Origin of the sequence: Pandoraea anhela, from assembly GCF_902459655.1 — a bacterium.
In the GTDB taxonomy this organism is placed as follows: domain Bacteria; phylum Pseudomonadota; class Gammaproteobacteria; order Burkholderiales; family Burkholderiaceae; genus Pandoraea; species Pandoraea anhela.
Genome location: NZ_CABPSB010000010.1, coordinates 1 through 22612, shown reverse-complemented (window position 1 = coordinate 22612; position 22612 = coordinate 1). Strand labels below are relative to the sequence as shown.

The following is a 22612-nucleotide window of genomic DNA, read 5'->3' as shown; positions in this document are numbered from 1 at the left end:
CGGGTCTCGCGAACCGGCGGGGGTTTTTCATGCGGCGGCGCCGCGTGAAGCCGTGATGCGCGAGCGTCAGAATGCGAAACGGCCTTCCGAGGCGATCTTCGCCAGCGGCTCGCGCTGGCTCGGTAGTTCGCGAGCGCGCAGCCCTTCGGGCAGCGCGCTCAAGTCGCCACCCGGGCGGCCGATCGCGATGGCGGCTTCGATCTTGTATTCCGGCGACAGGTCGAGCGCGTTGCGGATCCTGTCGTGTTCGATGCCGGCCATACCGTGCGTCGCCCAGCCCGAGAGCGAGGCTTGCAACGCAAGGTAAGCCCATGCCGAACCGGCGTCGAAGCTATGCGTCGGTGCGGGCACTTCCTTGTCGCTGCCCGGTGGCGTGAACGTCGACTTCGAGATCACCAGCACGAGCGCGGCGGCGTGCCTGGCCCAGCGCTGGTTGAATTCGTTGAGAAAGCCGACGAACGGCTCCCAGTGCGGCGTGCCACGGCGCGCATAGACGAAGCGCCAGGGTTGTGCGTTATACGCCGAGGGGGCCCAGCGGGCCGCTTCGAGGAACGACAGCAGGGTCGCTTCGGGAATCGGTTCATCCTTGAACACGCGCGGCGACCAGCGGGCCACGAATTGGGGGTCGATCGGATGGTCGGCTTGACGGGTATTGAGATCGGTCATGCGAATGTTTCGTCGGCAAAAATATGGCTTCACGTCGGCGCTAAGCCGACATGTCGGGGGCAGGCAAGCCTGAGCGGATTTCAACGATAGTGCACGCATTGCCCGATCCCAACCAATATCGCCGCACGTGCATATAACGGGGCGCGATTATCCTGCGTCGAGAACCCCTGACAGGAAATGCGGATTTTCTTGCCGGTTGCTAATGGCGAGGGCGTCACGGGAGAGGGCGTCACCGGCGCGGCGCGCGTCCGACATGACGATGCTGCAATGGCAGGGGAGCGGACGTCGGGGCGGTGTGTGGGGCGCGCGGCGGTATCTCGGCGCGACGGTCAAGACGCGGATCGCGTGTCTTCGAGCGTTAGCGGAGCAGGCGCGTGCGGCGCCAGCCGCCGCAGCGATAGCGCCGAGGCTGCGATCAGCAGGCCGATGACGAGCGACACCCAGAGGATCGCATCGTCGCCCCAGTGTTCCCGGGCGAAGGCGTATCCCCAGGGCGCCACCGCCGAGACGGCGAACGCCGGGGCGAGCAATGTGCCCAGCGCCCGGGCATAGGCATCGCGCGCAAAGAGTTCGAGCGGGAGGCTGGCGCGCAGCAGCGTCGCCAGCCCGTTGAGCGCCCCGTAAAAGAAGATGAAGACGCCGGCCGCGAGCGGCGACGACATGCCCGCCAGCCCCAACGCAAAGCAGACCGGCAGGCCGCAACCGACCACGACGTTGAGTTTGACGGCGCTCGCCTGCCGGGGCTGAAGCCATTCCAGCATCCGCGCACAGACTTGTCCGAGGCCCCACGTGGCGGCGAGCCCGACGGGCAGCCCGCGCGTGCTCAGCAGCGACGTGAGGTGTGCCGCCAGTCCCGATGACAGGACCGAGACCAGCGCCATGATCGCGCCGTAGAGCAGCGCGGGTGTCCATGGCAACGAGGCACGAGAACCGCCTGCATCGCCTGTCGCCGGCATGCGGGGCGGTGTGGGTGGCAGACTGCGTAGCAGCGCCCAGGCGACGAGCCCGATGGCGCTGTAGACGAACACGCCTGTGCGCCACCCCCAGCCATCGCCAAGCCAGTTGCCCAGCGGCCAGAAAACGGTCGTCGCCAGCCCGCCGATCAGCGTGATCTGCGTCATCGGACGCCGGGCGTTGGCGCCATAGAGCACGGCGAGCGTGGCGAAGGCGGCGTCGTACAGGCAGAGCCGCATGCCGATGCCGAGCAGGCACCACGCGGCGTAGAACTGCGTCAGTGTGGTGGCGGTGGCCAGCACGACGCAGCCGACGACGCACACGAGCGTGCCCGCGCACATGACGCGGCGTCCGCCCAGACGTTCGAGCCAGCGGCCGGACAGCGGCGAGACGGCCGCCATCACCAGCATGGCGAGCGACGGCCCCGCGTACACCCACGTCTGCGCCCAGCCCGTATCGCGGGCAATGCGCCAGGCAAAGGCGCCCGGCAGATAGAAGTTCACTCCCCAGTTGATGAGTTGTGCAAGACCGAGCCTGAGAACGATGGGCATAACGCGGAGCGGGCGGTAGCGCGATGATGGATGCGTGAATGACGGTGGCGGAGGCCGGACCCGTGGCGAATGTCGCCAATCGGGCGAATTCGACGAATCTGCCGAATCTGCCAGCCGGCATCCGTCCGTTACCGGCATGGTGCGCCAGCGGCATCTCTTGGTAAAGTCTTGGCATCTTATTCGGTTCATAAGGAAAACTTTGAGATGCGCCGTCTGAATCTGGACCAGCTTCGCACGTTTTCGGAGGTGATCGACGCCGGCAGCTTCTCTGCGGCCGCCGCACGTCTCGATCTGTCGCAACCCGCCGTGAGCCTTCAGGTTCGCCAGTTGGAACAGCGCCTGAACGTCCGGCTCATCGAGCGGGTCGGCAAGCGCCTGAAGCCGACCTCGGCGGGCGTGACCCTGCTGGAACACGCGCGCCGTATCGACGTCGCCGTCGAAGACGCCATGCAGGCGCTGTCGAGCCATGCACGCGGCGTGGCGGGCGAGGTCGCTATCGGCACGGGCGCAACGGCGTGCATTCATTTGCTGCCTCCGATGCTGCGCGCTATGCGCAAACGTCATCCAATGCTCGATATCCGCGTGAGTACCGGCAATACCGACGATGTCGTCACGGCGGTGACCGAGAACCGGCTCGACATTGGCCTCGTGACCCTGCCCGCGACCGGGCGCAGCCTGCAAATCACCCCCGTGCTGCGCGACGAGTTCGTTGCCATTGCCCCGGCAAGCGATCGCGAATGGGCGCAAGAGGTCACGCCGCATGCGCTTGCCGCAGCGCCGATGGTCGCTTTCGAATCCGGCAGCAGCACGCGGTTGCTGATTGATGAGTGGTTCTTGCAGGCGGGGCTTCGTGTGCGGCCGGGAATGGCGCTGGGCAGCATCGAGGCCATCAAGGAAATGGTCGCGGCGGGATTGGGCTACAGCATTGTGCCGCGCATGTCGGTCAATGCGGTTCATCACAGACGCGGATTGCGTATATCCACGCTGACACCGGCGTTAACGAGAACGCTTGCGATCGTGGTGCGCCAGGATAAACCGCTCACGCCGGGATTGCGAAAAGTCTTGTCGGCATTGGAGGCATTGGGCTGCGCGGTGTGAAATTCGATGCGAAAATCATTCGCACTCCACGCGAAATGGCAGAGTTGTTTTATTGGGCAAAATTACTCCCCGCAAAACGCAAGGCTCAGACTACAATGCGCGAATATCGGCAATCCACCGGCAATTATTGAGAACGTGCAATTCGCAATGCATCACAATCTTTATCGATATGAGGGGCTGCTTGGCGCCCGGTCGGTCGAGGCGCTGGACGCCGAGTTTCAGAAACTGACGCAAACGCTGGAATACGACGCATTGTTCTATGCCCCGTTATTGCCGCGTCGCGAACGAGAGGCCGCCGCGTTTCAGATGGACGATCAGCTCATTTCCGCCCAGGGAATGCCTAGTCGCCATATCTTCACGACATTTCCACCGGCGTGGATCGAGCGTTATCAGAGTGCGGGCTATGCGGAAGTCGATCCGGTGCTCGTCGCTGCGAATCTGTCGCCGCTGCCGATTCTCTGGCGCACGTTTCTGACGCAGAGGCGGCCGCATCCGATCTTTGCCGACGCGCGCGCTCACGGCCTTGGCTGCGGCGTATCGATCCCGATCTACGGCGCCGCCGGCGAGCGCGCGATTTTCAGTGCCGCAACGGCAAAGTCACCGGAAGAATCGGTCGAACTCGAATCGCGTATGGTGGGTGAAATCTATCTGACGGCGTTGTACTTTCATCAGGCGATTCAGCAACTCGATATGCAATGGGTGGCGAGTCGCAGCAATGGCAAGCTCAGTCCGCGCGAGATTGAAAGTCTGCTGTGGGCGGCGCGTGGTAAAACGGCATGGGAGATCGGATTGATTCTGAAGATATCGGAACACACCGTGACTTTTCATATCAATAACGCCAAACGCAAGCTTGGTGCCGTCAACCGCCATCAGGCAATTGCTGCGGCGATCAGCACCGGTTTGATTTCCCCCTGAATTTTCCGTAATTCATATCTTTCTCGTGAGCGCTTTTTTCCAGCGCTCACGTGCGGGATTCGCTCGCCGTTTTTTTCGTTAGCGCCTGCTTTTTCTCTGAACTTTTACTTCTGGTTTTCACAGGATGAAATGACTTGCGCTTCGAGAGAGGTGCGTTATTTCACAATTGTCGCGTCGTCTGTTTCACGACAACTTTCCGCCATCTTCGAGACATTCTGACCGCGAATTCGACGGATTTCACACTTTTTCCGAAACAGTGTGTTGTCGCTTTGCGGCTGGTTCATTGCTAGGGGAAAACTATAATTTACTCATGACGAAAACTGATTGGTTAGCGGTTTTCGCTTCGATGAGTCAGATACGAACGATAAAAGGAGTTTTCCATGAAAAAGAACCTGCTGACTGCCGTGGCGCTGGTGAGCCTCACGGTTGCCGCCGGCTCGGCGATGGCTGCCGATCAGTCTGTCGGTGTGACCCGTGAGCATGTGCGTGCCGAACTGCAAGCTGCGCGCGAGCTTGGCCTCTCGCCGGTGACGGAATTCAACTTTCCGTACACCTTGGCGCAGTCGGTGCAACTGCAAAAGCGCACGGCGGAAATCGAAGCCGCTCAGCGCAGTGCCGCGCCGCAAGCCCCGATGGCCAACTAAGACCGCAGGGTCGGCCGGCAGACCGAGGAAGCCAATGTCAACGCAGTCATCGACTGGCATCTCAGCCGCATCCGATCCGCATTAGATCCGCATTCGATTCACCTGCGATGCGAAGACGGCCCGCCCCGCCGCACGAATCGTTGCACGACACCGCCGCGTGTCACCTGCCACAGCCCCGCGCGAGGATGCGTTCCCGACGGGGCTTGTGTGTTTCTGAGGGCTCCACGTCACGACCACGTTTCACGACGACGCGGTGTCGCCCCTACGCTTGTCGTTTCAATGCGTGGCGCCGGTTTGGCCGGTTGGGCCGGTCCGAGCGGTGTCGCCGGTGCCATGCGATGCGGCCAGCGAGGCGGTGTCCCTCGCCACGCTCGATTGCCAGCCGCCACCTAAGGCGAGGAACAGGTTGATCTGATCCATCGCGACTTGCGTCTGCGACGCCGCCAGCGCGGCTTCGGCGCTGGCGTGCGTGCGCTCGGCGTCGAGACTCGTGAGGTACGGTGCGCGACCGGCCTCGTAGAGCTTGTGGTTCTGCTCGGCGGCGGCGCGCGACCTGTCGCGGGCGTCGCGCAGGGCGTCGTCGCGCTGCAATTCACGCGTATACGCCGAGAGCGACGTTCTGGCTTCTTCCACCGCCCTCAGCACAACGCCGTCGAAATGCGCCAGCGCGGCGTCGGCGCCGGCTTCCATCCCCTTGATGTGCGCGCGCACGCCGTTGGTCGGCAGCGACCACGTGATCATCGGGCCGACGGTCCACTGCTCCGTGCGGCCCTGTCCGAAGTGTTCCAGCACACCGTTCGCGCCGATCGACGCGCCGAAGCGGATCGACGGATAGAGGTCTGCCGTGGCCACGCCGATCCTGGCGGTGGCCGACGCGAGTTCGCGTTCGGCCTGACGCACGTCGGGGCGACGCTTGAGCAACGCCGTGCCGTCGCCGACCGGCAGCGCTTGTGTGAGTTGCGGAATGCGTCGGCATTGGGTCACGCGCGCGTCGAGCGTGCCGGGCACCTTACCGAGCATCACGGCCAGGCGATACGTCGCGGCGTCGTGCTGCGCCTGGAAGTGCGGCAAGGCGGCGCGCAGGGTGTCGGCCTGCGCCTGAGCGCGCAGCAGATCGGTCGGCTGATCGCGGCCGGCGTCAACGAGTTTGCGGGTAATGGAGACGCTGCGTTCCTGCAACTTCAGTTGCTCGTTGGCAATGTCGTATTCATGGTTGGCGGCACAGCCTTGGACGTAGGCGCGCACGGTTTGCGCCGCCACGCTCACGCGGGTCACGTCGAGCGCGGCCTGACTGGCTTCGGCGGCGGCCATTGCGGCTTCGTCCGCCCGCGCGAGTTTGCCGAAGAAATCGATCTGATAGGAGATGCCGAGCGTGGCGACGGCGAGGTTCACCACCGGCAGCTTCTCTTCCTTGAGCAGACTCTCGCCGGAGATCTGGGCGCGTAGCGCCTCGGCTTGCACGCCACCCTGCGGCAGGTTCTCCGACTTCACTTCCTGATATGTCGCCACCGCGCGCTGCAAATTCGCCAGCGCCACGCGCACATTCGTGTTGGCGGCGAGCGTTTCTTTGACGAGCGCGTCGAGTTGCGGGTCGTCATAGAGCTGCCACCAGTCGTGCGGCACCGCTTCGATGGAGACGGCGTGCGTGGCACGTAACGAGGCATCGGCAAGCGCGCCGTTCGCCTCGGGCGAGCGCATCGCGGAATGCTCTGGCAGGCGATAGTCCGGGCCGACCGTCGTGCAGCCGGCGACGAGCGCAGCCGCTGCGGCCATGGCACCCATCGCGCCCATCGCGTGGAAACGCGCTTTCCAGGACCTCACTGGCGAGCCCTCGCTTGTGCCGCCGGCGTACCCGGTCGGGAGGCGGACGCAAACGTGGTCGTCGCGCCGTTGTGCGTCGCGGGCGTGGCCGACGTGCCTTGGCCTTCCACGATGGTGACGGTTGCGGTGCGCCCGGCGACGAGACGCATGTCCTTGGGCACATCGTCGAGCGCGATGCGCACCGGAATGCGTTGGGCGAGGCGTACCCAATTGAACGTCGGATTGATGTTCGGCAGCATCGATGCGCCGCTGGTGCGGTCGCGATCCTCGATCCCGGCGACGATGCTCTGCACATGGCCGTGCAGTACCTGATGCTCGCCCATGAGTCGAATGTCGACTTTGTCGCCGATGTGGATGCCGTGCATCTTGGTTTCTTCAAAATAGCCTTCGACGTGCAGCGAGTCGGCATCGACCATCGAGAGCACCGGACGCCCGGTGCTGACATAGTCACCCACGCGCGGCAGGCGGTCGTTGAGATAGCCGTCGGCGGGCGCGAGCACACGGGTGCGTTCGAGGTTGAGCGTGGCGATGCGCACGGCGGCGTCGGCCTGCGCCACAGCAGCCTCGCCGGCTTCGACCCTGGCCTGACCGGCCTCCACGACTTCCCTGGCCACGACCTCCGTCAACTGACGATTGCGTGCGTTCTCGCGGCGGGCCTGCGCCAGCGTGGCGCGCTGCGCGGCGGCCGTGGCTTCGGCTTGCTGCAAGGCGAGCGTGTAGCGGTCGCGATCGATCACGAACAGCAGATCGCCGCGATGCACTTGCTGGTTGTCCTTCACTTCGACATCGGTGATGAGACCGGAGACGTCGGGGGCGACTTGTACGATATCGGCGCGAATGCGGCCGTCGCGCGTCCACGGAGCGACGGTGTAGTAATCCCACAGATGCAGCAGCACGAAGATCGCGACGCAAGAGACGGCAAGCGTCAGGACGACGGGACCGAGGGAGCGAAGTTTCAGTTTCATGGTTGACAGGCGCGCGCGATGGCGACAACGCCGCCCAGCGCGATGATATACACAGCAAGGTTGAATAACGAACGGTGCCACACGAGCCGGTAAAAGCCCATGCGCGCGAGTACGAAACGCAATGCGCCCGTCAGCACGAACGCCACGACCATCAGGGCCAGCAGCGTCGGCACGAATACGCCGTAGATGTCGATTTCGCCGCTCATCGGGCGCTCCCGGTAGTGGTGGCGGGGAAGAGCGCCACGTGGATATCCATGAGCGAGGCGCGCGCACTGCGCGACGCCTGATCGCTGTGGGCAACCAACGAGCGCACTGCGCCCAGCAATTTGTCTTGCAGCGAGGTGTCCGGGCGGCTCACCTGTTCGTCGAGTCGCGACTGGTAGAAGCGCGCCACGTCGGTGAGCGCGGCTTCGACGGCACTGCGCTGCGAGGGATTCAGATGCGGCAATTCGCGCTGCAAGGCGAGCGCCGAGAGTTCGACGCGCACTTCGGTGAAGCCGTCGCTCGAGGTCTCGCTCTCGCTTGCCGCCAGACGCGGCACGAGTTGCCCGAGCCGGTCGAGCAGACGTGACCGCAGGCGGTTGTGCTCGCTCACGGAGCGGCCCACGGCGTTCTTCGCGATGTCGCGCCAGCTTGAATGAATCAGGCGGCGCATGGCCACGCGCGTGCCGAACGGACGTGTCTGCAACGTCCAGAGCAGCGCGAACAGCACGCCGGCCAGACCGGCGATATTGCTGTTGAAGAACGCCGGGAAGTCGGCGCTGTAGCCGCCCTGAATGCCCACGAAGCTCGCGGTATTGACCGCTACGAGCATCGCCACCATCGTAAAGCGCGGCTGGGGGATGAACGTGCCGAGCAGCAGATACGGCACGGCAAAGAGTGCGACGAGCAGACCGAAGTCGTGGGCGTTGGTCAGCATGAAGAAAACGTAGACGGCAGCGAACGCCACGCACACGGCTGTTGCCCAGAAGAACGAGCGGATGAACGGCGCGGGTTCGTCCATGGCCGCGAAGAAGCAGCACGCGACCGCCCCGAGCGAGACGGCGGCGGCGCCGTCGTTCCACCCCGTGTAGATCCATGCCATGCCCATAAGAAACGTGCACAGGGCGGCGGAGATCGTCGAGAACAGCAGCAGGCCGTGGTCGTAGTGGCGTGCGCCGCCCAGTTCCCAGTAGGGGAAGGCGGGTATCCAGTCGGTGGTGTGGGCGGCGTCGGCGTTGTCTTGCCGACTGAAGCGGCGTTGCAGCGAGGCACAGTCCTGCCACAACTGCACGAGCGAGCGAAGACGGTCTTCGGTCGCGGCGACGAGTGCGCCGTACCAGTCGGCGGCTTCGCCGGCGGACGGCGGCGGACTGAGCAGATGCGCCGGCGCCGGCGACGGCGCGCCGCGCCGCAGCCACGCGACCACCTCGGCCATCCTGGCTTCGAGCGCTTGCGGTGCGCCCTTCGGATGCAGTCGCAACGTGCGCACGAGCGAGGCGACCGTCGAGAGTACCGGCATCATCATCGTCATGCGCCCGCGCAACTCCTGCGCGTCGCGCACGCGCTCGGACGTGTCGGCGTCATAAGACAACTGGCTGATCAGTTGGTCCAGGGCCAGAATGTCCGCCGCCATGCGGTGGCGGCTCATATGACGCGTCGCTTTGCCCTCGGGGTCTGCCGAGAGCATGTCGGTGGTCCAGCGCGCCGCGTCCGTGAGCCAGCGTGTGGAGCGGTCGTGCAGCACCCTGGCGACGCTGGTCGGCAGGATCACCGCACCGACGACACTCGCGCAGACGATCCCGAGAATGATCTCCTCGGCCCGGGCGACGGCGATGTCGAAAATGCCGGACGGCGTGTTCACGGCCGGCAGCGCGATCAGCGGCAGCGTGTACGACGCGAGCAGGAAGACGTAGCTGCGCGGCGTGCGATGCAACAACGAGATATAGAGCAACGTGCCGGTCCACAGGCCGACGGCGGCCATCAGCCATTCCGGTGTATCGACCAGCGCGGGCACGAACGCAATGGACGCCGCCGCCCCCAGCAGTGTGCCGAGTACGCGATACAGCGCCTTGGAGCGTGTGGCGCCGGTGAGCGGGTGCGAGACGATGTAGACCGTGGCCATGGCCCAGTAGGGACGTGGCAGGCCCAGCGCGAGCGCGATGTAGAGCGCCAGCATCGAGGCGACGAACGCCTTGATCGAAAAAATCCAGTCGCGTGACGATGGCCAGGTAAGCACGATTTACTGCTTGGGGAGCGCCATCGCGGGGATGGACCCGTCGGGGTCGGCCGCGCGGTTGAGTGTTTCGAATACACGCAGCACCGCCTCGAAGTCTTCTCGGGGGAGGTTCGCGAATACCTTGGCGCGCAGCTGGCTGAGTTCGTGTTCGAGCTTCCCGGCGAGCGTTTCGCCGGCCTCGGTCAGCCGCAGCGCGTTGGCGCGCCGGTCGCTGGCGTCGACTTCGCGCACGACCAGACCGGCGGCGCACAACTGATCGAGCAGGCGCACGAGCGACGCGCCTTCGAGCCCGACATACTCGGCAAGCTCGACCTGACGCACACCCTGGCCGAGACGGCGGATGAACAGCAACGGGCCGGCGCTCGCCGCGGAAATGCCGTATTCGACGATCGCGCCCTGCGATAGCTGACGCCACTGTTTGCCTGCCAGCAACAGATGGCTGGTGAAGACGAAGCGGAGCGATTCAAGGGAGGTCATGGCGAAAGATTATATGTTAACTAATAATTAGGTTGCTAGTTAATAGCCTGTTGCGCCAGGCGTGGCAATCATAGGAAGGTTGGTGTCGGCATCGCTTGCGCAGGCACACGGGGCGTGCCTCCCGACGATTCGCCCGGGTAAGATAGCGGCACTCATGGCGGCATTCGCCGAGCGCGCCGACCGGCACGCATGTATTACGACATATTTCAAAGGACGCCCAATGACATCGAAGGGACTGGATAGCGAATCGTTCGCGTTGCTGCTCGCGGCGGTGCAACGTTTCATCCGCGAGCGGCTGATGCCCGCCGAGAACGAGGTCGAGGCGCAGGACGACGTGCCGGGCGCCATCGTCGACGAAATGAAGGAAATGGGGCTGTTCGGGCTCTCGATTCCCGAGGAATTCGGCGGTATCGGTCTGTCGATGGCGCAGGAAGTGCGTGTGGCGTACGAGTTCGGTCAGACGTCGCTGGCGTTTCGCTCGGTCTTCGGCACGAACGTGGGCATCGGCTCGCAGGGCATCCTGATGGACGGCACCGATGCCCAGAAGCGCGATCTTCTGCCGCGCGTGGCGAGCGGCGAGCTGATCATGTCGTTTGCGCTGACCGAGCCGGATGCCGGATCGGATCCTGCCGCGCTCAAGACGCGCGCAGTGCAGGACGGCGACACCTATGTGATCGACGGCGTGAAGCGTTTCATCACCAACGCGCCGCGCGCTGGCGCCTTCACGCTGATGGCACGCACCGGCGCAGAGGGCGCGGGCGGCATCTCGGCGTTCATCGTGCCTGCCGACACGCCGGGTCTGTCGCTCGGCAAGCCGGACAGGAAAATGGGCCAGCGCGGCACCAAGACCTGCGACGTCGTGCTGCAAGGGGCGCGGGTGCCGGCCGCGAACCTCATCGGCGGCGTAGCGGGCAAGGGTTTCAAGACGGCCATGAAAGTGCTCGACCGGGGCCGCCTGCACGTCGCGGCGCTCGCGTGCGGCATGGCGCAGCGTATCCTCGACGAGTCGGTGGCTTACGCGCGCGAGCGCAGGCAGTTCGGTCAGCGCATCGGCGACTTCCAACTGGTGCAGGCGATGCTCGCCGACAGTCAGGCCGAACTCTATGCCGGATGGTCGATGGTGCAGGACTGTGCGGTGCGCTACGACGCCAAACCCGCCGGGACGCGCGACGCCGACGTCAGCACGCGAGCATCGTGCGCCAAGCTGTTCTGCACCGAGATGGTCGGGCGGGTGGCCGATCGCGGCGTGCAGGTGCACGGCGGGGCGGGCTACATCAACGAGTACAAGGTCGAGCGCTTTTATCGCGACGTGCGCCTGCTGCGACTGTACGAAGGCACCACGCAAATCCAGCAACTCATCATCGGACGCGCCCTGATGCAGGGCGAATGAACGTGCAGACTTCCGCGCAGAAAGCGTCGCAAATGGCGTCGCAAATGGCGTTGCCATTGCTCGTTGCGTCGACATTCTTCATGGAGAACCTCGACGCGACCATCATCACGACGTCGATGCCCGCGATGGCGTGCGACTTCGGTGTGGCACCCTCTGAGCTATCGATCGGCCTGTCGGCCTATCTGGTCGCGCTTGCCGCGTTCATTCCGGCGAGCGGCTGGCTGGCGGACCGGCTGGGGCCGCGTCGCGTGTTTCCGGCGGCGATTGCGCTGTTCACGCTGGCGTCGGTGTTGTGCGCGATGAGCACGAGCCTCGACATGTTCACCGTGTGCCGTGTGTTGCAAGGGCTCGCCGGCGCGATGATGGTGCCTGTCGGGCGCCTGGTCGTGCTGCGCAGCACGCCGAAGCCGGCCCTCGTGCGCGCCATCGCGACGATCACCTGGCCCGGGCTCGCCGCACCGGTGCTCGGTCCCGCGCTTGGCGGCTTTATCTCGTCGACGTGGCGTTGGCACTGGATCTTTCTGATCAACGTGCCGCTGGGCATCGCGGCGTTCGTGGCAGCGCTATGGCTGGTGAAGCCGTCACCGGGACAGCGCAAGCCGTTCGATCTGGCGGGATTCGTCGCAAGTGGCGTCGGGGCCAGCCTGCTGATGTTCGGCGTCGAACTCGCGAGCCGCACGCCAGCGGACTGGCCGACCGTGATCGGTTGTCTGGGCATTGGCGGTCTGGCGATGGCTTGGGCGATTCGCCATTTCGCGCGTACGCCGCATCCGCTCATCCATCTCGGCGCGATGCGTGTGCAGACCTTCGCCGTGACGGTGTGGGGCGGTTCGATGTTTCGCATCGCCATCGGCAGCGCGCCGTTTCTCCTGCCGCTGATGTTTCAACTGGCGTTCGGCATGAGCGCGGTGACGTCCGGTCTGCTGATGCTCGCGCTGTTCGCGGGCAACCTCGGCATCAAACCGGCGACCACGCCGATCATGCGACGCTTCGGTTTCCGTCGCGTGTTGCTGGGCAACGGAGGTCTCGTCGCCGTCGGCTTTGCCCTGTGCGCGATGCTCTCGGCAACCACGCCGCTGTGGATCATCGCGCTGGTATTGCTCTTCGGTGGCATCTGCCGTTCGGTGCAGTTCACCACGCTGGCGACGCTGGCCTATGCCGACGTGCCGCCGGCCGACATGAGCGGGGCCAGCACGTTGTCCTCGGCACTCCAGCAAATGACGACCGGCATGGGCATCGCACTCGGCGCACTCGTGCTCAAGATCACCGAAGTCGCCGGGGCGACGCCGTTCAGTACGGCGAGCTTTCGCTGGACGTTCGTCGTCATGGCCGGTATCGCGCTGCTCGCCCTGCTCGACGGCGCTCGCTTGCCGGCCGACGCCGGCGCGCAGGTGAGCGGGCACGCGCCATTCTCGTCACGATGAGGTGAGCGGCTTCCGAGGGGCTGACGCACCGCAGGCAAGCATCATGATGGTGCGCGCGGGGCGGGCGCACCCTGCCGTGCACTGGTGCGGTGCAGCAGATGGTGCGCAAGAATCGGAAGCTTCCCATAGACAACTTCACATCTTCTCCTTGTCCGGCAACGCTTTGCCGGTAATCCCGCGTTCCCTGGCACGCTTGTTGCGTTAGCCATAACGCCAGCGGCAAAGGCGTCGCCGGCAATGAATTCAGGTGCGGCGTCGGGCGGGACAGCCTGCGACGTACCCACAGGACAACGGCGTCCCTCTGTGCTTCGGCACGGACGGACGCCGTTTTGTTTTTCGGGGCTGCGCTTCGGAGCGGTGCTTCGAAGTTGTATTTCGGCGCTGCAACGCGCGGCAACAGGAGAAGACAACATGGGCAAACCTCGTCTGGTCGTCATCGGCAATGGCATGGCGGGCATCCGCACGCTCGAAGAGCTGCTCGAGATCGCACCGGATCAGTACGACATCACCGTGTTCGGCGCAGAGCCGCATCCGAACTACAACCGCATCCTGCTCTCGCCGGTGCTCGCTGGCGAGCAGTCGTTCACGGACATCGTGCTCAATCCGCTCGACTGGTATGCGGACAAGGGCATCACGCTGCATCTGGGCAAGGAAGTCACGCAGATCGACCGGCCGCGTCGCCTCGTGCGCTGTGCCGACGGCACCGAAGCGCCGTACGACCGCCTGCTGATCGCCACCGGCTCCAGCCCGTTCATCCTGCCCGTGCCCGGCAAGGATCTCGACGGCGTCATCAGCTACCGGGACATTCGCGACACGCAGATCATGATCGATACGGCGCGCGTGAAGCGTCATGCGGTCGTGATCGGCGGTGGGCTGCTTGGACTGGAAGCGGCCAACGGCCTGAAGTTGCGCGGCATGGACGTCACTGTCGTACATCTTGCCGACACGCTGCTCGAACGTCAGCTCGACAGCACCGCCGGCAGGCTGCTGCAACAGTCGCTCGAAGCGCGCGGTCTCGCGTTCCGCCTCTCGCACCAGACGTCGGAAATTCTCGGTGATGCGCATGGCTGCGTGCGCGCCGTGAAGTTCGCCAACGGCGATGAAATCGCGGGGGACCTCGTGGTGATGGCCGCCGGTATCCGTCCGAACACGGCGCTGGCCGAAGCCGCCGGGCTGCACTGCCTACGCGGCATCGTGGTGTCGGACACGCTGCAAACCTACGACCCGCGCATCTACGCCGTCGGCGAGTGTGTGAGCCATCGCGGTGTGGCGTATGGTCTCGTCGCCCCGCTGTTCGAGCAGGCCAAGGTTTGCGCCAACCACCTCGCGCTCATGGGCATCGGCAGCTATCGCGGCTCGGTGCTCTCGACGAAGCTCAAGGTCACGGGCATCGATCTGTTCTCGGCCGGCGATTTTCTCGGCGGCGAAGGTACCGAGGAAATCGTGCTGTCGGATCCGGCGAGCGGCGTCTACAAGAAGCTCGTGATTCGCGACGACAAGCTCGTCGGCGCGTGCTTGTACGGCGACACGACCGACGGTGCGTGGTACTTCAAACTGCTGCGCGAAGGGCGCGCACTGGGCGAGCTGCGCAGCACCATCATGTTCGGTGAGACGAGCGTGGGCGACGTCGGCACGCAAGGCCAGAGCCGCGCCTCCGCCATGGCGGACAGCGACGAAGTGTGTGGTTGCAACGGCGTGTGCAAGGGCACCATCGTCAAGGCGATCACCGAGAAGGGCCTGTTCACGCTCGACGAAGTGAAGAAGCACACCAAGGCCGCCAGTTCGTGCGGTTCCTGCGCCGGGTTGTGCGAGCAGATTCTGATGAGCACGCTCGGCACGACATACGACGCCACACCGAAGCAAAAGGCCGTGTGCGGTTGCACCGATCTGTCGCATGCGGACGTGCGCCGCGCCGTGCGCGAGCATCGTCTCACCACGCACCGCGCCGCCTTCGATTTCCTCGAATGGCGAACGCCCAATGGCTGCGCGACGTGTCGTCCGGCACTGAACTACTACATGCTCAGCACGTGGCCGAAAGAAGCGGTGGACGATCCGCAAAGCCGCTTCGTCAACGAACGCGTGCATGCCAACATCCAGAAGGACAACACCTTCTCCGTCATTCCGCAGATGAAGGGCGGCGTGACGAATGCGAGCGAGTTGCGCCGCATTGCCGACGTGGCCGACAAGTATCAGATACCGATGGTCAAGGTCACGGGCGGTCAGCGTATCGACTTGCTCGGCGTGAAGAAGGACGATCTGGTGAACGTCTGGCGCGATCTGGGCATGCCGTCGGGGCACGCGTACGGTAAATCGATCCGCACGGTGAAGACGTGCGTGGGCAGCGAGTTCTGCCGCTTCGGCACGCAGAACAGCACCCAGATGGGCATCGATCTGGAGACGATGCTCGCGAACATGTGGTCGCCGCACAAGGTGAAGCTTGCAGTGTCGGGATGCCCGCGCAACTGCGCCGAGGCCGGGATCAAGGACGTGGGCGTGATCGCCGTCGACTCGGGGTGGGAGCTGTATGTGGGCGGTAACGGCGGCATCAAGACCGAAGTCGCGCAGTTCCTCGTCAAGGTGAAGACCGCCGACGAGGTCAAGGAGTACACGGGCGCGTTCCTCCAGTTGTATCGCGAAGAAGCCTATTACCTCGACCGCACGGTGCACTACCTCGACCGCGTGGGCCTCGATTACGTCAAGCAGCGCGTGGTGAACGATGCGGCCAATCGTCGTGCGCTGTACGAGCGGTTGCTGTTCTCGCTCGACGGGCTGCCCGACCCGTGGCAGGCGCGCATCAACGGGGCACAGGCCAACGAGTATCGTCCGCTGACGGTTGCCGGCGCGCCAGCCGACGCCGTGTCCACCGAAACCACGACCGCCTGAGGGAATGTCATGACGCAATCGCTTCAAGAATCGCTTCGATCATCGCTTCGATCCGGGCCGATCTGGCTGCATGTATGCGACGTGAACGCCATTCCGCGTCTGGGCACGCGCGTGCTGACCCATCCGGGCGGCGACATCGCACTGTTTCGCACCGAGAGCGACACCGTCTTCGCCTTGCGCGACAAATGCCCGCACAAGGGCGGCGCGCTGTCGCAAGGGATTGTGCACGGCGAGAAAGTGACGTGTCCGCTGCATGCCTGGAACATCGATCTGAACACGGGCGAGGCCTGCGCGCCGGACGTGGGCTGCGCACAACGTTTCCCGGTGCGGATCGACGCAGGCGAGGTGTACCTGTCGTTCGACGAGGCAGTGAGCGCTGACCCTGGCCAGGCGGGCGACGTGAGCGCCGCGGCGGTGGCCTGAGCGCCCCGCGACCTGAACGATCGTCGGAGCCCCCCATGACAACCATTACGCAAACCACCTGCTGCTACTGCGGTGTCGGTTGCGGCATGCTCGTCGAGAGCGACGGCGAGCGCATCGTCGGTGTGCAGGGCGACCCGGCGCACCCGGCGAACTACGGGCGGCTGTGCAGCAAGGGCATGACGCTGCCGCTCACCGCGCAGTCGCTCGCCGGACGCGTGCTGATGCCCGAGATGCGCACCTCTCGCGAGGCCGCACGTGCGCCTGCCACGTGGGACGCCGCGCTTGAAACGGTGGCGTCGCGCTTTGCCGAGGTCATCGACCGTCACGGCCCGGACGCCGTGGCGTTCTACGTCTCCGGGCAGTTGCTGACCGAGGACTACTACGTTTTCAACAAGCTGGCCAAAGGGCTGGTGCGCACCAACAACATCGATACGAACTCGCGCCTGTGCATGTCCAGCGCCGTGAGCGCGTACAAGATGGCGCTCGGCGCAGACGGTCCGCCCACGTGTTACGACGATCTCGAAGCCGCCCGCACGGTGATCTTCGCCGGCAGCAACATGGCGTATGCGCATCCGGTGCTGTTTCGACGCCTGGAAGCCGCGAAGGCGGCCGATCCGTCGATTCGCTGGATCGTGGTCGATCCACGTCGCACCGATACGGCGGCGATGGCCGATCTGCATCTGCCGATCGTGCCCGGCACCGACGTCGCGTTGTTTCACGGCATGTTGCATCACCTCATCTGGGAAGGGCGCATCGACCGTCGTTACATCGACGCGCATACCGAAGGGTTCGATGCGCTCAAGCAGGTGCTGCGGGCGTATCCGCCGCAACTCGTCGCGGATATTTGCGGCATCGACGAGTCGGCGCTGCGTCAGGCGGCAGACTGGTTCGGCGAAAGCCCGGCGGCGCTGTCGCTCTATTGCATGGGGTTGAATCAGTCGAGCCACGGCACGGAGAAGAACCTCGCGCTCATCCATCTGCATCTGGCGACGCGACAGATCGGACGCCCCGGCGCCGGACCGTTCTCGCTCACGGGGCAACCCAACGCGATGGGCGGGCGTGAAGTCGGCGGTCTGGCCACCATGCTCGCGGCGCATCGCGATATCGGCAACGCGGCGCATCGGGCCGAGGTCGAGCGGCTCTGGGGCGTGCAGGACCTGTCGGACAGGCCGGGGCTGCCTGCGGTGGAGATGTTCGACGCCGTTCGCGACGGGCGCATCAAGGCGATCTGGATCGCGTGCACCAACCCGGTCCATTCGATGCCGGATAGCGCGCGGGTTCGCGAGGCGCTGGCGACGGCGGAATTCGTCGTCGTGCAGGAAGCGTTCCATCAGACGGACACCGTGCCGTATGCCGACGTACTGCTGCCCGCCACCAGTTGGGGCGAGAAGGCCGGTACCGTCACGAACTCGGAGCGCCGGATTTCCCGCGTGCGCGCGGCAGTCCCTGCGCCGGGCAATGCCCGGGCCGACTGGTGGATCGCGAGCGAAGTGGCGCGGCGGCTCGCGCCGAGGCTCGGCGTGTCGCCGCAGCCGTTTGTGTTCTCGTCCATCGAGACGATCTTCGACGAGCATCGCTCGCTGACCGTCGGTCGCGATCTGGACATCGGCGGCATCGATTACCCCCTGCTGGCCGCGCGCGGGCCGCAGCAGTGGCCGTTCCCTGCGGGGGCTGCGCACGGCGTGGCGCGCCGCTACGAAGACGGCGTATTCGCGACGGCCGATGGACGCGCGAGATTCCACGCGTTCGAGTATCGGCCGGTCGCCGAGCCGATCAATGCGCGTCATCCGCTGCGCCTTATCACCGGGCGTTTGCGGGACCAGTGGCACGGTATGAGCCGCACTGGTCGGGTGGGCCAGTTGTTCGAGCATGCGCCGGAGCCGGCGCTGACGATGCATCCGGCGGATGCTGCGCGTCGCAACCTGCGCGCGGGGGACTTCGTGCGGCTGTCGAGTCGTCGTGGCGAGCGGGTGTTGATGCTGACGATGAGCGAGGACGTGGCGTCCGGCACGGTGTTCGTCCCGATGCATTGGAGCGGCCAGTTTCTCGGCGGCGGGGGCGTGAACGACACCACGACGGGCGCTGTCGACAAGTATTCGAAGCAGCCCGAGTTGAAGCATGCGGCGGTGCGCGTCGATCCGTTGACGCTGCCGTGGCGGGTGGCGGCGGTGCGCCGTGGCAATGCACTTCAACTGCATGCGGCGGTGCAGCCGTTGCTCGCCGAGCGACGGTTCGCGACGGTGCGTCTGGAGGGCGATGACCGTGTGGTCGTGACGGCTGCCGACGATCAGCCCGACGCGGCTTGGCTGGAGCGTCTGCATACGGCGCTGGGATTGCCGCGCGACGCGTCGTTGCTGGAGTATCGCGACGCGCGCCGCGCGATGACCAAACGCGTGGCGTGGCGCGGCACGCTGATCGACGGTGTGCTGGTGGCCGGCAGTGAGGCGGATGTGACCGGCTCGACGTCGCTGCTCGCGCGCGTGCGTGAGGGGTCGCCATGGACGCGGGCCCGTCATGCCGTGTTCGTGGCCGATAGCGGCCCGGCGCTGCCGCGCGACCGGACCGTCTGCCAGTGCCGGTCGGTCACGGCATCGAGCATCGGCACGGCGATTGCCACGATGGGTGCCGACGCCGATGTCGCTCAGCTCAAGGCAAAGCTCGGTTGCGGCACGGTCTGCGGCTCCTGCGTGCCGGAGTTGCAGCGCATGTGCGCGGCCTCCGGGGCCTCCGGGGCATCGGTCGGGGCTGCCGTCGGGGTGTCGATGGCGACGAGTGCCGCATGAGGGAGCGCTGGCGGGACATCGGAAACATCGAGGGCGGCGAGATCGTAGAGAAGGTAGACAAGGCAGACAGGGCAGACACGGCAGAGAGCGCAGAGAACATTCAGGAATCACGGGAGAACGATCATGAAACAGGGCAAAGTCACGCTGCTCAGCGCCGGACCCGGCGCTCTCGATCTGCTGACGTTGCGCGCGGCGCGCGTGCTGGGCGAGGCCGATGTGTTGCTCATCGACGATCTGGCGAATCCCGAGATCGCCACGCTTGCCCCGCACGCGCGCGTAATTGCCGTAGGCAAGCGCGGCGGTTGTCGATCGACGCCGCAGGCTTTTATCCAACGGATGATGTGCCGTTTCGCGAAGTGCGGCGCGCATGTGGTGCGGGTCAAGGGCGGCGACGCGCTGATGTTCGGTCGAGCGGGCGAGGAGATGACGGCGCTGCGGCGCGCGGGGGTGCCGGTCGAGATCGTCAACGGGGTGTCGGCGGCCTTCGCGGCGGCGGCCGGCCTCGGCATGTCGCTCACGCATCGCGATCACTGCGCGGGGGTGACATTCGTGACTGCGCACCGGCAGGACGGCAGTGCGCCCAACTGGGCGGCGCTGGCCGCGACGGGCACCACGCTGGCGATCTACATGGGGCTGCACCGGGTCGAGGAATTGAGCGCGACGTTGCTGACGCATCTCGATGCCGCCACGCCGGCGGGCGCGGTTCAGTGGGCGGGTACGCCGCAAGAGCGTCGCATGGTGACGTCGCTCGCACGGCTGGCGGCGGACGTGCGCGCCGGGGGCTACGCCAGTCCCACGATTCTGCTCGTGGGCGGCGCGGTCGCTGAGGCCACTGTAGGGCCGGTCTGTGAGGCCACTGTCGGGGCGGTCGGTGCCGAGGTGGGCCGAGAGGCCGTCATCGCCCGCGCTGCCTGAATCGTTGTATCGTCATACCGACGCACGCATACCCTTTTTCCTCTTTCTCACTGACTGGCCGACTGTGTCGGCCCTCACGACACTTGCCGAAAACACCGGATGCCGGGGATATCGATCCGCCGGCCGCCCCCTCCCGCAAGATGACTGGCGCTGCGTCTGCCGAGAGCGGGCCGGATGCGCAGGGCATGTTGCGCGTGCTGCTCGTCACCGATACGGACAAGCCGATCGGGGAGTTGCGCGCGGCGCTCGCGCGTCTGGGTTGCGAAATGCTGGCCGAGGTCGCCAAGCCGCAGGCGTTGCCGCGTGTGGTCGAGAGCGAGCGGCCGGACGTGGTCATCATCGACACCGAATCACCCTCACGCGACACGCTGGAACAATTGGCGGTGATGAATGCGGCGGCGCCGCGTCCGGTGCTGATGTTCTCCGCCGACGGCAATCAGTCGCGCATTCGTGCCGCTGTCGACGCCGGGGTGACGGCGTACTCCGTCGAAGGGCTGGCGGCGGACCGTCTCGCGCCGATTCTCGAAGTCGCGCTCGCGCGCTTCGCGCATGAAGAGAAGCTGCGTGCCCGGCTGGCGAAGGCCGAGAGCGAACTGGCCGACCGTAAGCTGATCGACCGGGCCAAGCGCTTGCTCATGGACCGGCGCAAGATTTCCGAGCAGGAGGCATACGCCATTCTGCGCAAACGGGCGATGGATCAGGGCGAGAAGCTCGTCGAAGTGGCGCGCCAGCTCGTCTCGATTGCCGAATTATTGGGATAGACACTGCTCATGTCGACGTCATCGAGGTTGGTTTCCGACGCGCAATCGTCCGACGGTATGTCGGACACCGGGCCGGAGAAGCGTCATTTGCGCGTGGGGTTCATCGCGCTCTCGGATGCGGCGCCGCTGGTCGTGGCGAAGCGTCTGGAACTGGGGCACGAGCATGGACTCACGCTGGAGTTGAGTCGCGAAGCGTCGTGGGCGGCCATTCGCGACAAGCTGATCACGGGTGAGCTGGACGCGGCGCATTCGCTCTATGGTCTGGTGTACGGCGTGCAACTCGGCATTGGCGGTCCGCGCGAGGACATGGCGGTGCTCATGGTGCTCAACCGCAACGGGCAGGCCGTGACGGTGACGCCCTCGCTGGCGGACGCGATGACCGAGACCGGGGATCTGCGTACTGCGCTGGCGTCGTTGGGCCGCCGGCCGGTTTTCGCGCAGACGTTTCCCACGGGCACTCACGCGATGTTCATGAACTACTGGTTCGCGGCGCAGGGCATCGATCCGCTCGCGGACATCGCCAGTATCGTGATTCCACCGGCGCACATGGTGGCGGCAATGGAGGAGGGCGGACTGGACGGCTTTTGCTGCGGCGAGCCGTGGCATGCGGTGGCGCAGGCCCGGGGGCTGGGGCGTACGGTCGCGGTGTCGAGCGACATCTGGCCGAATCATCCGGAGAAGGTGCTGGCCTGCCGACGGGACTTCGTCACGCGCTACCCGAAGACGGCGCAGGCGCTGGTGCGAACGCTGCTGAGCGCCTGCCGGTGGCTGGACATGCCGGGGCATCGGGCGGAGGCGGCGGGGTGGCTGGCGGAGCCGGCATGGGTCGGTGCGCCGCGCGACCTGATTGCTGCGCGGTTGCTGGGAGATTTCGGACGTCTGTCCGGTCGGCATGCGTTGCTGCCGGTGAGTTTCTTCGACGAAGGCGTGGTGAATTATCCGCACCCGTCGGACGGCATGTGGTTCGTCGCGCAGTATCGCCGGTGGGGGATGGTCGGCGACGAGGCGGTTACCGGGGCGGCACGCACGGCGGCGGCGGTGAATCAGACGGCGCTGTTCGAGGCCGCGGCGCGGGCGGAGGGGGTGCCGGTGGTGTCGTCGCCGGCGAGCGAAGTGTTGTGCGACGGCAATGCATGGAATGCCGCGAGGGCGGCTGATCTGGCGGCGTACGTCGACGGGTTTGCGATTCGGGCGAAGTCGGCGGGCTAGCTGGGATGGGCCGGTAGCGGGCGTCGTATCGTGACGGCGTGTTCGCGAGGCTATTGCGCGAAGGCGTCGCAATCGGCGCCGCCGCGCGCGAGGCAGGCGCGCAGGGCGCGTTCGCGATGGCGGTGGTGCATGTTCAGGTGGTAGACGAGGGCGAGCAGCACGACCTGTCGCGACACATTGGTCAGGACAGGTTCGAGGCCGGCGGCGCGGGCGAGTTCTCGCCGCAGAACGGGATGCAGGCAGGCGAGGGCGAGGATCGCGAAGGATCCGGGCACTGCGAGAAACGCGGCTAACGCTATCTTCTTTTTCATGGCCGTCGGTATATGGTTGGGCGTTGTGAAGACGCCCCGGCTGGAGACGGTTAGGGTTCTGAACGGAAACCGGCGCACAAAGGTGAACTGACCCCCAAGAGTTGGACATAAATCCAACCCTTGGGGGTTTTTGCATGACGAAGTACGACGAGGCGTTCAAGCGCCGTGCAGTTCGTGAATATCTAGACGGTGGGCGTGGCAGCC

General features: G+C 65.5%; 19 protein-coding genes. 11 read left to right on the top strand and 8 right to left on the bottom strand.

The window, feature by feature from the left end; all coding sequences use genetic code 11:
- Positions 1–66: 66 nt before the first annotated feature.
- Together PAN31108_RS14745 and PAN31108_RS14740 are read right to left on the bottom strand one after the other, a co-directional pair.
- Positions 67–666, bottom strand: coding sequence for a nitroreductase family protein (locus tag PAN31108_RS14745; RefSeq protein ID WP_150669575.1), 600 nt, complete (start codon positions 664–666; stop codon positions 67–69).
- A gap of 329 nt (positions 667–995) precedes the next feature.
- Positions 996–2171, bottom strand: coding sequence for an MFS transporter (locus tag PAN31108_RS14740; protein WP_150669574.1), 1176 nt, complete (start codon positions 2169–2171; stop codon positions 996–998).
- Positions 2172–2375: 204 nt separating this feature from the next.
- Between PAN31108_RS14740 and PAN31108_RS14735 the strand changes: the two genes are divergently transcribed.
- The 3 genes from PAN31108_RS14735 to PAN31108_RS14725 all read left to right on the top strand — a co-directional run bounded on the left by PAN31108_RS14735 (position 2376) and on the right by PAN31108_RS14725 (position 4828).
- A complete protein-coding gene (locus PAN31108_RS14735) occupies positions 2376–3269 on the top strand; it encodes a LysR family transcriptional regulator (RefSeq protein ID WP_150669573.1) in 894 nt (297 codons plus the stop codon).
- A gap of 147 nt (positions 3270–3416) precedes the next feature.
- The gene (locus tag PAN31108_RS14730; protein WP_174994994.1) at positions 3417–4184 is read left to right on the top strand and encodes an autoinducer binding domain-containing protein; all 768 of its coding nucleotides are present in this window, start codon (positions 3417–3419) and stop codon (positions 4182–4184) included.
- A 380-nt stretch (positions 4185–4564) separates the two neighbouring features.
- Positions 4565–4828, top strand: a complete 264-nt coding sequence (locus PAN31108_RS14725) for a DUF4148 domain-containing protein (RefSeq protein WP_150669571.1) — start codon at positions 4565–4567, stop codon at positions 4826–4828.
- A 276-nt stretch (positions 4829–5104) separates the two neighbouring features.
- Here the strand turns inward: PAN31108_RS14725 and PAN31108_RS14720 are convergent, their stop codons facing one another.
- Genes PAN31108_RS14720 through PAN31108_RS14700 form a run of 5 tightly spaced genes read right to left on the bottom strand, consistent with a single transcriptional unit; the run spans position 5105 to position 10309 of the window.
- Complete coding sequence (locus PAN31108_RS14720) at positions 5105–6610, bottom strand: efflux transporter outer membrane subunit (RefSeq protein ID WP_150669692.1); 1506 nt, start codon at positions 6608–6610, stop codon at positions 5105–5107.
- Between the two features lie 35 nt (positions 6611–6645).
- Complete coding sequence (locus tag PAN31108_RS14715) at positions 6646–7614, bottom strand: efflux RND transporter periplasmic adaptor subunit (RefSeq protein WP_150669570.1); 969 nt, start codon at positions 7612–7614, stop codon at positions 6646–6648.
- The gene (locus PAN31108_RS14710) at positions 7611–7820 is read right to left on the bottom strand and encodes a DUF1656 domain-containing protein (protein ID WP_150669569.1); all 210 of its coding nucleotides are present in this window, start codon (positions 7818–7820) and stop codon (positions 7611–7613) included. The genes PAN31108_RS14715 and PAN31108_RS14710 overlap by 4 nt, the downstream gene beginning before the upstream one ends.
- Positions 7817–9832 (bottom strand): FUSC family protein, encoded by a 2016-nt coding sequence (locus PAN31108_RS14705; RefSeq protein WP_150669568.1) that lies wholly within the window; start codon positions 9830–9832, stop codon positions 7817–7819. The genes PAN31108_RS14710 and PAN31108_RS14705 overlap by 4 nt, the downstream gene beginning before the upstream one ends.
- Positions 9833–9835: 3 nt before the next feature.
- Positions 9836–10309 (bottom strand): MarR family winged helix-turn-helix transcriptional regulator, encoded by a 474-nt coding sequence (locus PAN31108_RS14700; protein WP_150669567.1) that lies wholly within the window; start codon positions 10307–10309, stop codon positions 9836–9838.
- 220 nt (positions 10310–10529) lie between these two features.
- Here PAN31108_RS14700 and PAN31108_RS14695 point away from each other — a divergent pair, with 220 nt between their 5' ends.
- The 8 genes from PAN31108_RS14695 (at position 10530) to PAN31108_RS14660 (ending at position 22097) form a co-directional block, all read left to right on the top strand.
- On the top strand, positions 10530–11699 hold the full coding sequence (locus PAN31108_RS14695; protein WP_150669566.1) for an acyl-CoA dehydrogenase family protein: 1170 nt from the start codon (positions 10530–10532) through the stop codon (positions 11697–11699).
- Complete coding sequence (locus PAN31108_RS14690; RefSeq protein ID WP_246183966.1) at positions 11696–13123, top strand: MFS transporter; 1428 nt, start codon at positions 11696–11698, stop codon at positions 13121–13123. Before PAN31108_RS14695 ends, PAN31108_RS14690 begins: the two co-directional genes overlap by 4 nt.
- Positions 13124–13534: 411 nt before the next feature.
- The gene (gene nirB / locus PAN31108_RS14685; RefSeq protein WP_150669565.1) at positions 13535–16006 is read left to right on the top strand and encodes a nitrite reductase large subunit NirB; all 2472 of its coding nucleotides are present in this window, start codon (positions 13535–13537) and stop codon (positions 16004–16006) included.
- A 9-nt stretch (positions 16007–16015) separates the two neighbouring features.
- Positions 16016–16429 (top strand): nitrite reductase small subunit NirD, encoded by a 414-nt coding sequence (nirD, locus tag PAN31108_RS14680; protein WP_150669564.1) that lies wholly within the window; start codon positions 16016–16018, stop codon positions 16427–16429.
- A gap of 35 nt (positions 16430–16464) precedes the next feature.
- Positions 16465–19212, top strand: a complete 2748-nt coding sequence (locus PAN31108_RS14675) for a nitrate reductase (RefSeq protein WP_150669563.1) — start codon at positions 16465–16467, stop codon at positions 19210–19212.
- A gap of 123 nt (positions 19213–19335) precedes the next feature.
- Positions 19336–20127 (top strand): uroporphyrinogen-III C-methyltransferase, encoded by a 792-nt coding sequence (gene cobA / locus PAN31108_RS14670; protein ID WP_150669562.1) that lies wholly within the window; start codon positions 19336–19338, stop codon positions 20125–20127.
- A gap of 185 nt (positions 20128–20312) precedes the next feature.
- Positions 20313–20888, top strand: coding sequence for an ANTAR domain-containing response regulator (locus PAN31108_RS14665; RefSeq protein ID WP_150669689.1), 576 nt, complete (start codon positions 20313–20315; stop codon positions 20886–20888).
- Positions 20889–20897: 9 nt separating this feature from the next.
- A complete protein-coding gene (locus PAN31108_RS14660; protein WP_246183965.1) occupies positions 20898–22097 on the top strand; it encodes a CmpA/NrtA family ABC transporter substrate-binding protein in 1200 nt (399 codons plus the stop codon).
- A 50-nt stretch (positions 22098–22147) separates the two neighbouring features.
- Here the strand turns inward: PAN31108_RS14660 and PAN31108_RS14655 are convergent, their stop codons facing one another.
- The gene (locus PAN31108_RS14655) at positions 22148–22408 is read right to left on the bottom strand and encodes a hypothetical protein (RefSeq protein WP_150669561.1); all 261 of its coding nucleotides are present in this window, start codon (positions 22406–22408) and stop codon (positions 22148–22150) included.
- Between the last annotated feature and the right edge of the window lie 204 nt (positions 22409–22612).